The organism is Streptomyces sp. f51, from assembly GCF_037940415.1.
Classification (GTDB): domain Bacteria; phylum Actinomycetota; class Actinomycetes; order Streptomycetales; family Streptomycetaceae; genus Streptomyces.
Map to the genome: position 1 here is coordinate 1,016,889 of NZ_CP149798.1, position 12,861 is coordinate 1,029,749.

A 12,861-nucleotide genomic window follows, 5' to 3' on the forward strand; every position below is an offset into this window, starting at 1 on the left:
GCCGGGCCCGGTGCCGCGCCGGCCGTGCGGCTGTGCCCGTACGGCCCGTCAGCCGGTGCGGCGGATCAGGGCCAGGTACATCGCGTCCGTGCCGTGCAGGTGCGGCCACAGCTGGAGGTCGGGGCCGTCCCCCAGGGCGGGCACTCCGGGCAGCAGCGGGCGGGCGTCGAGCAGTTCGGCCGAGCCGTCCTCGAAGTGCTTGAGGACGTCGTCGACGACCGCGCGGGTCTCGGCGAGGTGCGGCGAGCAGGTCGCGTAGCCGACGACACCGCCCACCCGTACGGACGCGAGCGCCGTGCGCAGCAGCCCGCGCTGGAGCGGCGCGAAGCCGTCGAGGTCCTCGGGGCGACGACGCCAGCGGGCCTCGGGACGGCGGCGCAGCGCGCCCAGACCCGTGCAGGGCACGTCCATGAGCACCCGGTCGAACGTGCCGGGCCGCCACGGCGGGCGTGTGCCGTCGGCGGCGATGACCTGGTAGGGGCCGGGGTTCCCCGCGAGTGCCTTGGCGACGAGCCCCGCGCGGTGCGGCTGCTTCTCGGAGGCGAGCAGCGTCGCCCCCCGCTGGGCGGCGAGACCCGCCAGCATCGCGGCCTTGCCGCCGGGTCCCGCGCAGCCGTCCAGCCAGAGCCGGTCGGGCCCGTCGACCGGAGCGTTCGCCAGGGCGATCGCGACCAGCTGGCTGCCCTCGTCCTGGACGCCCGCCCGGCCCTCGCGCACGGCGTCGACGGCACCGGGCTCACCGCCCTCGGTGAGCCGCACGGCGAACGGGGACCAGCGCCCGGGGAGCGCCGAGTCCTCGTCGAGGGAGTCGAGGAGTTCCTCCGAGGTGGAGCGCCCGGGCCTGGCGACGAGGGTGACCTCGGGCCGCTCGTTGTCGGCCTCCAGCAGGTCCTCGATACCGGCCCGGCCCCCGCCGAGGGAGTCCCAGAGGGCGGAGACGACCCAGCGCGGGTGGGAGTGCACGACGGCGAGGTGGTCCTCGGGGTCCTCGTCGTAGGGCGGCGCGACCTGTTCGAGCCAGGTGTCGAGGTCCTGCCGCGCGACCTTGCGCAGCACGGCGTTCACGAACTTGGCCCGCCCGTCGCCGAGGACCACCCGGGCCAGCTCGACGGAGGCGGAGACGGCCGCGTGCGTGGGGATGCGGGTGCCGAGCAGCTGGTGGACGCCGAGGCTGAGCACGTCGAGGACCGGCGGGTCGACCTCCCGCAGGGGCCGGTCGACGCAGGCCGAGATGACGGCGTCGTACGTCCCCTGACGGCGCAGCGTGCCGTACACCAGCTCGGTGGCGAGCGCCGCGTCCCGTGTGTCGAAGTCGCCCTTCTCCCGCGCCTTGCGCAGCAGCGGCGGCAGGACGAGGTTCGCGTACGCGTCCCGTTCGTCCACGGCCCGCAGCGCCTCGAAGGCGAGCATGCGGACCGGGTCCTTCTGGGGGCGGCGGTAGGGCTTGCCGGGCTTCTGCGGCCGACGGGGCTGCTCACTCACGAAAAAGGTGCTCCGGATCCAGGAAAAAGGTGCGTCTATCAGCGTACGCCGCAGGTCCGGCGTCAGATTCCGAGGCGCTCGCCGGAGGGAATCCGCACCCCGCGGGCCCAGTCCGCGGCCCGCATCGGCTTCTTGCCCTGGGCCTGCACCCAGAGCAGCTCGACGGCGTACGAGCCCGTGCCGGCGTACACGTTGTTCTTGGCGACCGACAGCTCGCCCGGGGCGAGGTCCGTGCGGTCGGGCACCGTGGCGGCCTGGATGAGCTTGAGCCGCTCGCCGCGGAAGACGGTCCAGGCACCGGGGGCGGGGGTGCACCCGCGGACCATGCGGTCGACGCGCAGCGCCGGGGCGGCCCAGTCGATGTGGGCGTTCTCGACGGTGATCTTCGACGCGGTGCTGATGCCGTCCGCGGGCTGCGGCACGGCCTTGAGGGTGCCGTCCTCGATCCCGTCCATCGTCGCGGCGAGCAGTCCGGACCCGGCGAAGGCGAGCCGCGTGAGCAGATCCCCGCTGGTGTCGGTGGGCCGGATCTCCTCGGTGACGGTGCCGTAGACCGGTCCCGAGTCGAGGCCCTCCTCGATCAGGAAGGTGGTGGCGCCGGTGATCTCGTCACCGGCCATGATCGCGTGCTGGACGGGGGCGGCGCCGCGCCAGGCCGGCAGCAGCGAGAAGTGCAGGTTGACCCAGCCCTGGGCGGGGATGTCGAGGGCGACCCGGGGCAGCAGCGCCCCGTACGCCACGACGGGACAGCAGTCCGGGCCGATCTCCCGCAGCCGGGCCAGGAACTCCTCGTCCCGCGGCTTCACGGGCTTGAGCACCTCGATCCCGGCCTGTTCCGCCCGCTCGGCGACCGGACTCGCGACGAGCCGTCGCCCCCGTCCGGCCGGGGCGTCCGGCCGGGTCACGACGGCGGCCACTTCGTGCCGCCCGGAGGCGATCAGGGCGTCCAGGGCGGGAACGGCGACCTCGGGGGTGCCTGCGAAGACGAGCTTCATGGGTGGCGGTTGGCCTCTCGGGCGGGAGCACTTCCGTCCCCCGCGCGCGTGCCGGTTCAGGCGGCGCACGGGGCAGCGCACCAGTCTATGCCGCCCGCGCCGCAAGGGCTCGGGGGTTCCCCGAGGGGCCATGTCCCGGCGGCTGTACGGGCGGTACGGGCCCGGCCGGGGACGGACGGCACGGACACGGCCGGGGCCGGACCGCACGGACGCCGAGCGGGGCAGACGGCACGGACATGGCCGGAGGCAGACGGCACGGACGCCGGACGGGGCAGGCGGCACGGACACGGCCGGAGGCAGACGGCACAGACGCGGCCGGGCCGGACGGCAGGGACGCGGGGCGGCACGGACGGCACGGAAGCGGCCGGAACGGACGCCGGGCGGAACGGACACGGCCGGGCCGGGCGGCACGGACGCGGGACGGAACGGGCGGTACGGACGAGGGATGCAAACGAGCGGGACGAGCGCTGGCCGGAGACCGGCGGCACGGACGCGGGACGGAACGGGCCGGGCGCGGGTGGCCCGTCCCCGCGTAAGGGGACGGGCGGTGCGCCGCCGGGCACGGGGACGGGCGGTCCGCCGGGTGCCGGCCGCGCACGGGCCCGGCTGTCACGCCCCGGGCGTCGGCGCAGGTGGAGGGCACCGTCCGTCGGCGCGCGGGGCGCGTCCACCGCACGACGGGGGGCGTACAGCGCGTGACGCGCCCCGTTCATATGCTCTTGCGCCCTTGCACCCGTGACCACTCACCCGTCCACGCGTTGGTCAAGAAAGAGTTGACCACCGCGGGCCGCACACCAACGGTCCGATCCCTTTCAACGCCGGTTCGAGAGGTTTGTTCATGGCCGACCATGCAACCCACGACGCCCAGGCTCGGGCCAGCCTGCACCTGCTGGTGCGCGACATCGAGCGGGTCCGTCGGCAGGTGGACGCACTGCGCACGCTCACCGCCCAGTTGGGCAACGTCTACCGTCCGCGCCGTGCCGGCCCCTCCACGGGATTCGTCGTCTACGGGCGCGCTCCCGCCCCGACCGTCCGTCTCGCCCAGGAACTGCGGGACAGCGTCGAGACCCTGGTCACCGCCGCCGTGGACTTCGACCGCTCCCTCGGCTTCTCCTGGGACGCGGTGGGCTCGGCCCTCGGGGTCACCAAGCAGGCCGTGCACCGGCGTTACGGCGCCCGCCGTGCCGCCGCCCAGGCCGCCGCCGAGGCGGAGCGCGCGACGGAGGCGGCCGACACGCGCTCGGTCGCCGTCGACAGCGTCATCCCCTCGGTGCCGACCGTGCCCGCGGCCCGCTCGATGCCGACCCAGCCGACCTCCGGCAGTCCGGCGTTCCGCGACGAGGTCAGGCCCACGGCCTTCCCGGGCCCGCGCAACGGCTGACCCGGAGCACCCAGGCGACACCTGCCTCCCGGCGCCTGACCCGGGGGGCAGTGCCCCACGTACGCGTCCACGAACCCCCGCCCGAGTCCGTGTCCCGCTCCGCCCCGCCGACCCGGCGGAGGCCGGCCGGGGCACCCGGGCCCGCGGCCCGCCGGGTCTCACCCGATGTCGGGCGGATCGATCCGGATGCGTACGGGCTCGGCGCCCCCACGGGCCATCCGTGCCGCCTGCGCGCTCTTCAGCGCCGCCGCCAGCGCGGCCCCGCTGCCCGGGGGTACCCGGATCAGCACCCGCTCCCCCGGCTCGCCCAGAGGCGGCCCACCGGGCCGCCTGGGCCGCCCCGGCTCGACCGCCGGAACCGGCACGGGTCCCAACACCTCGGCGTCGCGCGGCAGTTCGGCCGCCGCGAGGAAACCGGCGAGCGCCTCCGGCGCCCCGGACACCGCGGCCATCCGGGAGACCGGCGGAAATCCCAGCTCGGCCCGCTCGGCCAGTTCACGCACCGCGTGCCCGACCGGGTCCCACCGGACGAGCGCCTGCACGGGCCGCAGGGTCGGTTCGGCCACGATCACCACCGTGCCGCCCGCCCCCTGCGGACGGACCAGTGCCGCGGCCCCCGTCCAGCGGCGCAGCGCGTCCTCGCCCGCCCGCAGATCGGGCCGTCCGAGCATGGCCCAGCCGTCGAGCAGCAGGGCCGCCGCGTACCCGCCCTCGGCGACGGGCTCGGCCCCCGGCGTGCTGACGACCAGGGCGGGCGCCGCGGGCACCGTGTCCAGGACTTGCTCCCGCCCGGACGTGCGCACGGGAACGGCGGGGAACGCCCGTCCCAGTTCCTCGGCGGTCCGCCGGGCGCCGACGACCTGCGCCCGCAGCCGGAACCCGCCGCACTCCTGGCAGTGCCAGGCCGGCTCGTCCCGCCCGCACCACGCACAGCGCAGTGCCTGGGCGTCCTGCGCCTCCAGCGGTCCCGCGCAGTGCCGGCAGCGCGCGGGCTCACGGCAGCGCGCGCAGGCCATCCGCGGCACATAGCCGCGCCGGGGCACCTGCACCAGCACGGGCCCCTGCTTCAGCCCCTCCCTGACGATCTGCCAGGCGAGCGACGGCAGCCGGGCGGCACGGGCGGCCTCGTCGCGCGCGAGGTCGGCGTCCGAGACGGTCCGCACCAGCGGCGCGGCGGCGCGCACCTGTTCCCGTTCGGCGGCCAGCGGCAGCGCCCAACCGCTCTCGACCAGTTGGGCCGCCTCCACCGTGCAGGTCCAACCCCCCAGCAGGAAGCCGCACTTGTCGCGTGAGGCGCGCAGCTCCAGCACTTCACGTACGTGCGGGAAGGGAGCGTTGTCGTCGCTGTGGCCGTCGTCGCCGTCGTCCCAGACGACGACGAGCCCGAGGTCGCGTACCGGTGCGAACATCGCGGCCCGGGTGCCGACCACCGCCCGTACGGACCCCCGTCGCACGGCGAGCCAGTCGCGGTAGCGGCGCTCCGGTCCGGCGTCGGCGGTCAGCACGGCGTGCCGCCCCTCCCCCATGAGGGCCTTGAGGGCCGCGTCCACGCGGGCGGCGGGCCGGCCCGCGGGGACCACGACGAGCGCGCCACGCCCGGAGGCGAGGGTCGCCTGCACGGCGCGGGCGATCTCATCGGCCCATTCGGGTCCGGGCAGCGCCGTCCACACCGCGCGCGGGGCACCGCCCGAGGCGAGTGAGGCGAGGAAGTCCGCCCCCCGTCCGTACCGGCGCCAGGTCCCGGGGTCGGGTGCGGCGGGCGGCGGCGGGGGCACGGGCGACTCCCGCGTCTCGGCACGCGCGTGCCGGGGCGGGACGGCCAGCTGCACCACGTCGGCGAGCGATCCCGCGTACCGGTCGGCGACGGCGCGGGCGAGTCCCAGCAGTTCGGGTCCGAGGACGGGTTCGGGCGAGACGACCTGGGCGAGTGCGGCCAGGGGCCCTGAGTAGTCGGACTCGGCGACCCTCTCGACGAGGTAGCCGTCGATCAGACCGCCGCCCTCGCGCCGCCCCTCCCGCACGGTGCGGCCGCCGGCGCCGAACCGGACCCGGACCCTGACGCCGGGCTGCGCGGCCTCGTCCAGGTCCTCGGGCACGGCGTAGTCGAAGTAGCGGTCGAGGTGCAGCACGCCCTTGTCGACGAGCACCCGCGCGACGGGCAGGTCCTTCGCGAGCGGGGCACCCCGCCAGGTCCGCGGCTTGGCCTTCGGCGCCTTGGCCTGGCGCACGGCCTCCCTGATCAGCGCAAGCTGCTCGGGCGGTGCGCCGTCCGCGCCGCCCGCGCTGTCCTCGGATCGCCCGTTCGCGCTGCTCACAGCAGTATTCCTACCAGACCGCACCGACAGCGCCGCCCGCCCGAGATCGGGCCGGCCGCGGATCGCGCGCGCCGTGAAGGCGCCTCCGCCATGGACCGCTCGGCCATACCGGTCGGGGACCGGCAGCGGGATTCGAACCCGCGAGGGGCGTCCCCCAGGAAGGAGCCGCGGCCGTCGCACCGGGCGGGACGGCGGCGGTTCTCCCGAGATCGGGGCGGCAGCGGAACGTGTATCCAGATTCACCGCACGCCATGGGCGTACTCCACCGAAGTAACCGCGGCCATCGCACCGGGAGATCATCAGCGTACGAACCCACACGCGGTCGGGCCACCGTTTTTCCCGCGCAGCCGTGAGGCCCGGCACCCCAGGGGGTACCGGGCCTCACGGCTCTGACGGGTCTTTCCGGGACTACAGGCCCGCGGCCTTGCGCAGCGCGTCCACCCGGTCCGTGCGCTCCCACGTGAAGTCGGGCAGCTCGCGGCCGAAGTGGCCGTACGCGGCGGTCTGGGAGTAGATCGGGCGGAGCAGGTCGAGGTCGCGGATGATGGCCGCCGGACGGAGGTCGAAGACGTCCGTGATGGCGGTCTCGATCTTCTCGGCGTCGACCTTGGCGGTGCCGAAGGTCTCGACGAACAGACCGACGGGCTCGGCCTTGCCGATCGCGTAGGCGACCTGGACCTCGCAGCGCGAGGCGAGGCCCGCGGCGACGACGTTCTTCGCGACCCAGCGCATGGCGTAGGCGGCGGAGCGGTCGACCTTGGACGGGTCCTTGCCGGAGAAGGCGCCGCCGCCGTGGCGGGCCATGCCGCCGTACGTGTCGATGATGATCTTGCGGCCGGTGAGGCCGGCGTCGCCCATCGGGCCGCCGATCTCGAAGCGGCCGGTCGGGTTCACCAGCAGGCGGTAGCCCTCGGTCTCCAGCTTGATGCCGTCCTCGAGGAGGGCCTTCAGCTCCGGCTCCACCACGAACTCGCGGATGTCGGGGGCGAGCAGGGACTCCAGGTCGATGTCCGAGGCGTGCTGCGAGGAGACGACGACGGTGTCCAGACGGACCGCCTTGTCGCCGTCGTACTCGATGGTGACCTGGGTCTTGCCGTCGGGGCGCAGGTACGGGATGGTCCCGTTCTTGCGGACGTCGGACAGGCGGCGCGAGAGCTTGTGCGCGAGGTGGATCGGGAGCGGCATCAGGTTCGGGGTCTCGTCCGTCGCGTACCCGAACATCAGGCCCTGGTCGCCGGCGCCCTGCCTGTCCAGCTCGTCCTCGTCGCCCTCGACACGGGACTCGTACGCCGTGTCGACACCCTGCGCGATGTCCGGGGACTGGGAGCCGATCGACACCGACACGCCGCAGGACGCTCCGTCGAAGCCCTTCTTCGACGAGTCGTAGCCGATCTCCAGGATCTTGTCGCGGACCAGCTGGGCGATCGGCGCGTACGCCTTGGTGGTGACCTCTCCGGCCACGTGCACCAGGCCGGTGGTGATGAGCGTCTCCACGGCGACCCGGGACGTCGGGTCCTCGCGCAGAAGCGCGTCGAGAATGGTGTCGCTGATCTGGTCAGCGATCTTGTCGGGGTGACCCTCGGTGACGGACTCCGAGGTGAACAGGCGACGGGACACAACGCTCCCTGTGGTTGCAGCGGCTGCTGGCTGATCATTGGTGGACGGGTCGGGGGCTGCGCCCGGCGTCGTCCGAGAACAGTTTATCGGTCGCACTCGGCCGCGGGACCCCTGTCTCGCCTCTCGGAAGGCCTGTGACCTGCGGCACGGGCATTCTGCGCCATGGCCGGGGGTCTCCGCCAGGCCCGCCACGCCCGATTTTGCGCGATTTGTGTGACAGGTGCGACGGGAGAGGTTTCACACCAGTCGGCGTGTCACCAGGTCCCACACGGTCTCGGCCAGTGCTTCCTTGGGTCCGTAGGGCACCGGGGTCTCACTCCCGTCGGCTCCCAGCACGACCGCCTCGTTCTCCTCGGAACCGAAGGTCTTGCGCTCGCCCACCTCGTTCACCACCAGGAGATCGCAGCCCTTGCGCTCCAGTTTGGTCCGTCCGTTGGACAGGACGTCGTCGGTTTCGGCGGCGAATCCCACCACGACCTGGCCGGGGCGGGCGCGGTCCGCGGAGATCTCCGCGAGAATGTCCGGATTGCGAACCAGAACGATCGGCTCCGGTTCCTTGCCGTCCTTCTTCTTGATTTTTCCGGCCGCGTACGTCTGAGGGCGGAAGTCCGCCACCGCGGCCGCCATCACCACCGCGTCGGCGTCGGAGGCCGCCTTCAGCACGGCCTCGCGCATCTGCACGGCGGTGCCGACCTGGACCACGTCGACCCCGGCCGGGTCCGCGAGACCCGTGTTCGCCGCGATCAGGGTGACCCTGGCGCCGCGGGCGGCGGCGGTGCGGGCCAGCGCGTACCCCTGCTTGCCGGAGGAGCGGTTGCCGAGGAAGCGGACCGGGTCGAGGGGCTCACGGGTGCCGCCGGCGCTGACGACGACGTGCCGTCCGGCGAGATCCGGCCCGGTGACCCCGCGGGCCAGGACACGGCGGCAGACCTCGAAGATCTCCCCCGGGTCGGGCAGCCGCCCCTTGCCGGTGTCGACGCCGGTCAGACGTCCCACGGCCGGCTCGATGACGACGGCTCCGCGCCGCCGCAGCGTCGCCACGTTCTCCTGGGTCGCCGGGTGCTCCCACATCTCGGTGTGCATGGCGGGTGCGAGGACGACCGGGCAGCGGGCGGTGAGCAGGGTGTTGGTGAGGAGGTCGTCGGCCAGCCCGTGGGCGGCCTTGGCCAGCATGTCGGCCGTCGCCGGGGCGACGACCACGAGGTCGGCGTGCTGGCCGATGCGGACGTGCGGGACCTCGTGGACGTCCGACCAGACCTCGGTGGACACGGGGTGGCCCGAGAGCGCGGACCAGGTGGCGGCGCCGACGAAGTTCAGCGCGGAGGCCGTGGGCACGACCCGTACGTCGTGACCCGACTCCGTCAGCCGTCGCAGCAGCTCACAGGACTTGTAGGCGGCGATGCCACCGCTGACCCCCAGAACGACCTTGGGCTTGTCCACCGTCTCTCCCCGGGCTCGGAAACGTACGACTCCATGACACACCACAGGCCCGGCGGTCGCGCCGCCGGGCCTGGGATGAGCTTTTTGATACGACTACTGGGCGGGGCCCTCGACGGCCTCGGAGGTCAGCAGACCCGCGTTGATCTCGCGCAGAGCGATCGACAGCGGCTTCTCGTGGACGTGGGTGTCGACGAGCGGACCGACGTACTCGAGGAGGCCCTCGCCGAGCTGCGAGTAGTACGCGTTGATCTGACGGGCACGCTTGGCCGCGTAGATCACCAGGCTGTACTTCGAGTCGGTGGCCTCGAGGAGCTCGTCGATCGGAGGGTTGATGATGCCCTCGGGAGCAGTGATGGAAGAGGACACGCTCTGCCTTCCGAAAGGTGGAAATTGACCTGAAAGATCAAACAACTGCCACCAAGGCTAGCAGCTCACGCGCCACGTCCTCGACGGAGGTGTTGACCAGGGTGACGTCGAACTCCGGCTCGGCGGCCAGTTCGATCTTCGCCGCGTCCAGACGGCGCTCGATCACCTCGGGCGGTTCGGTGCCCCGCCCGGTGAGCCTGCGCACCAGCTCGTCCCAGGACGGCGGCGCCAGGAACACGAGCAGCGCTTCCCGCATGGACTCGCGGACCTGCCGGGCTCCCTGGAGGTCGATCTCCAGGAGGACCGGCACACCGGACTCCAGGTGCTCCAGGACCGCGGCCCGCGGAGTGCCGTAGCGGTTGCCGGCGAACTCGGCCCACTCCAGGAGCTCGCCGTTGGCGATCAGCTTGTCCATCTCGTCGTCGGTGACGAAGAAGTAGTGGACTCCGTGCTTCTCGCCGGGGCGGGGCTTGCGGGTCGTCGCCGACACCGAGAGCCAGACCTCGGGGTGCGCTTTGCGCATATGAGCGACGACCGTGCTCTTGCCGACCCCTGAGGGGCCGGAGAGCACGGTCAGCCGCGGACGTACGTCCGGGGGTACGGGGGTCGTCCCCCGGGGTGTTGCAGCCATACAGCGATTATTCCAGCAATCCCGGTGTGTCCAGGACTCAGGCGCCGGAACCACCGAACTCGCGCTCCAAAGAGGCGATCTGGTTCGAGCCGAGACCGCGGACGCGGCGGCTCTCGGAGATCCCGAGTCGCTCCATGATCTGCTTGGCGCGGACCTTGCCCACGCCCGGCAGGGACTCCAGGAGAGCGGAGACCTTCATCTTGCCGACGACGTCGTTCTCCTGGCCCTGCTTGATGACCTCGTGAAGGGACGCGCCGGAGTGCTTGAGTCGATTCTTGACCTCGGCCCGCTCCCGGCGAGCCGCGGCGGCCTTTTCGAGCGCGGCTGCGCGCTGTTCAGGGGTAAGGGGCGGAAGAGCCACGCCTACGTCACCTCGGATGTCGAACTGTCGGATACGGACCGGTGAGGGACCTGGTCGCCCCTCACCGGGGAGCCCGGGCTACACGCTCGCCCGTTGATTCCCGCCGCCTTCACAGCGCGGGAGGTGCTCCCACTCGTCGGAGACTAGCGGGCAAGTGCGCCGGAGTCAGCGAGAACAGAGGAAAAGTCCTGGTCAGCCTCCCTGGAGCCCGACATTTACGACATACCTCCCCGGATTTGAGAATGTATTCAGACTCGCGGCTCCGGGAAGGCACCCGTCGGAGGTCCCTCGAACGGCTGTCGCAGCTCTCAGGCGGCCGCCACGGCGGCCCTGATCTCCTCCGCGAAGCCCTCGGCCGACTCCCGCAGGGCCATGACGTCGGGACCGTGACGAAGGACACCCCGGCTCACGTTCGGGACGACGTTGCGCACGGCGGACCCGAACACCCCCGCCAGATCGGCGGCGGTCGCACCCTGGGCGCCGATGCCGGGCGCGAGGAGCGGGCCGTTGATCTCCAGGTCGTACGAGGAGAGGTCGCCCAGGGTCGCGCCGACGACCGCGCCGAAGGAACCGAGGGGCCTCTCGTCCGCGTTCTCGGCGGCCAGGTGCGCGAGCATCGTCGCTCCGACGTTCCGCCCGTCGGCGCGCACGGCGTGCTGCACCTCGCCGCCCTCCGGGTTGGAGGTGAGCGCGAGCACGAAGAGGCCGGCCCCGCTCTCGCGCGCCAGCTCCACCGCGGGCTTCAGCGAGCCGTAGCCCAGATACGGCGAGACGGTCAGCGCGTCCGAGAACAGGGGCGCGTCCTTGCGCAGGAAGGTCTCGGCGTACGCGGCCATGGTCGAGCCGATGTCGCCGCGCTTGGCGTCCATCACGACCAGCGCACCGGCCGCCCGGGCCTGTTCGACGGACTTCTCCAGGACGGCGATCCCGCGCGAGCCGAACCGCTCGAAGAACGCGCTCTGCGGCTTCAGGACGGCGACCCGCTCGGCGAGCGCCTCGACGACCGTGCGGCTGAACCGCTCCAGACCGGCGATGTCGTCGCCGAGCCCCCACTCGGCGAGCAGGGAGGCGTGCGGGTCGATCCCCACGCACAGGGGACCGCGCTCGTCCATGGCGCGGCGCAGGCGCGCGCCGAAGGGTTCCAGGCTCATGCGGGCTTCCTCACGTCGGCGCCGACCGCGTCGGCGAGGGTGGCGTACGGGCTCGTCCGCAGGCGGGCGGCGAGTCCCTTGTGGATGGCGCGGCCCCAGAAGGGACCCTCGTAGATGAAGGCGCTGTAGCCCTGGACCAGCGTGGCGCCGGCCAGGACGCGCTGCCAGGCGTCCTCGGCGTTCTCGACGCCGCCGACACCCACCAGGGTGATCCGGTCGCCCACGCGCGCGTAGAGGCGCCTCAGGACCTCCAGGGAGCGTGCCTTGAGCGGCGCGCCGGACAGGCCGCCGGTCTCCTTCACCACGGAGGGGTCGGACGTCAGCCCGAGTCCCTCGCGGGCGATGGTGGTGTTCGTGGCGATGATCCCGTCCAGGCCGAGCTCGACGGCGAGGTCGGCGACCGCGTCGACGTCCTCGTCGGCGAGGTCGGGCGCGATCTTGACGAGGAGCGGGACGCGGCGGTCCGTGACGGCGCGGTCGGCGGCCTCGCGCACGGCGCTGAGGAGCGGGCGCAGCGCCTCGGTGGCCTGGAGGTTGCGCAGGCCGGGGGTGTTCGGCGACGACACGTTCACGACGAGGTAGTCGGCGTGCCGGGCGAGGCGCTCGGTGGACTTCACGTAGTCGCCGACGGCCTCCTCCTCGGGGACGACCTTGGTCTTGCCGATGTTGACGCCGACGACGGTCCTGAAGACGGGCGTACGGGCCGCCAGGCGCTCGGAGACGGCCGCGGAGCCCTCGTTGTTGAAGCCCATGCGGTTGATCAGCGCGCGGTCCGGCACGAGGCGGAACAGCCGCTTCTTGGGGTTGCCCGGCTGAGGCTCACCGGTGACCGTGCCGATCTCGATGTGGTCGAAGCCGAGCATCGACATCCCGTCGATGGCCACGGCGTTCTTGTCGAAGCCCGCCGCGAGTCCGAAGGGCCCGTGCATGCGCAGGCCGAACGCCTCGGTGCGCAGTTCCTCGTACCGGGGCGCGAGGGCGGCGGCGACGAACGTGCGCAGGACGGGGACGCGGGCGACGAGGCGGATCCAGCGGAAGGCGAGGTGGTGGGCCTGCTCCGGGTCCATCCGCTTGAACACGAGACCGAAGAAGAGCTTGTACATGATCATGTCCTCTGAGGAG

General features: G+C 73.0%; 11 protein-coding genes. 1 reads left to right on the forward strand and 10 read right to left on the reverse strand.

What is annotated here, in order from left to right:
* Positions 1 to 48 precede the first annotated feature (48 nt).
* On the reverse strand, positions 49 to 1,482 hold the full coding sequence (locus WJM95_RS04530) for a transcription antitermination factor NusB (RefSeq protein WP_339128161.1): 1,434 nt from the start codon (positions 1,480 to 1,482) through the stop codon (positions 49 to 51).
* A 62-nt stretch (positions 1,483 to 1,544) separates the two neighbouring features.
* Positions 1,545 to 2,477, reverse strand: a complete 933-nt coding sequence (fmt, locus tag WJM95_RS04535; protein WP_339128162.1) for a methionyl-tRNA formyltransferase — start codon at positions 2,475 to 2,477, stop codon at positions 1,545 to 1,547.
* An 838-nt stretch (positions 2,478 to 3,315) separates the two neighbouring features.
* Here fmt and WJM95_RS04540 point away from each other — a divergent pair.
* A complete protein-coding gene (locus WJM95_RS04540) occupies positions 3,316 to 3,858 on the forward strand; it encodes a hypothetical protein (protein ID WP_339128163.1) in 543 nt (180 codons plus the stop codon).
* Between the two features lie 158 nt (positions 3,859 to 4,016).
* Here the strand turns inward: WJM95_RS04540 and WJM95_RS04545 are convergent, their stop codons facing one another.
* The 8 genes from WJM95_RS04545 to WJM95_RS04580 all read right to left on the reverse strand — a co-directional run bounded on the left by WJM95_RS04545 (position 4,017) and on the right by WJM95_RS04580 (position 12,842).
* Positions 4,017 to 6,173 (reverse strand): primosomal protein N', encoded by a 2,157-nt coding sequence (locus WJM95_RS04545; protein ID WP_339128164.1) that lies wholly within the window; start codon positions 6,171 to 6,173, stop codon positions 4,017 to 4,019.
* A gap of 408 nt (positions 6,174 to 6,581) precedes the next feature.
* The gene (gene metK / locus WJM95_RS04550; RefSeq protein ID WP_339128165.1) at positions 6,582 to 7,790 is read right to left on the reverse strand and encodes a methionine adenosyltransferase; all 1,209 of its coding nucleotides are present in this window, start codon (positions 7,788 to 7,790) and stop codon (positions 6,582 to 6,584) included.
* 237 nt (positions 7,791 to 8,027) lie between these two features.
* Positions 8,028 to 9,230, reverse strand: a complete 1,203-nt coding sequence (gene coaBC, locus WJM95_RS04555; protein WP_339128166.1) for a bifunctional phosphopantothenoylcysteine decarboxylase/phosphopantothenate--cysteine ligase CoaBC — start codon at positions 9,228 to 9,230, stop codon at positions 8,028 to 8,030.
* Positions 9,231 to 9,323: 93 nt separating this feature from the next.
* Positions 9,324 to 9,596: a DNA-directed RNA polymerase subunit omega gene (rpoZ, locus tag WJM95_RS04560; protein WP_003982715.1), complete on the reverse strand. Its 273-nt coding sequence runs from the start codon at positions 9,594 to 9,596 to the stop codon at positions 9,324 to 9,326.
* 37 nt (positions 9,597 to 9,633) lie between these two features.
* A complete protein-coding gene (gmk, locus tag WJM95_RS04565) occupies positions 9,634 to 10,227 on the reverse strand; it encodes a guanylate kinase (RefSeq protein ID WP_339128167.1) in 594 nt (197 codons plus the stop codon).
* A 37-nt stretch (positions 10,228 to 10,264) separates the two neighbouring features.
* Complete coding sequence (locus WJM95_RS04570) at positions 10,265 to 10,588, reverse strand: integration host factor (RefSeq protein WP_081223334.1); 324 nt, start codon at positions 10,586 to 10,588, stop codon at positions 10,265 to 10,267.
* Between the two features lie 308 nt (positions 10,589 to 10,896).
* The gene (gene pyrF, locus WJM95_RS04575) at positions 10,897 to 11,739 is read right to left on the reverse strand and encodes an orotidine-5'-phosphate decarboxylase (protein ID WP_339128168.1); all 843 of its coding nucleotides are present in this window, start codon (positions 11,737 to 11,739) and stop codon (positions 10,897 to 10,899) included.
* Entirely contained in the window at positions 11,736 to 12,842 is a 1,107-nt protein-coding gene (locus WJM95_RS04580) for a quinone-dependent dihydroorotate dehydrogenase (protein WP_339128169.1), read from the reverse strand. Before WJM95_RS04580 ends, pyrF begins: the two co-directional genes overlap by 4 nt.
* Positions 12,843 to 12,861: the final 19 nt, after the last annotated feature.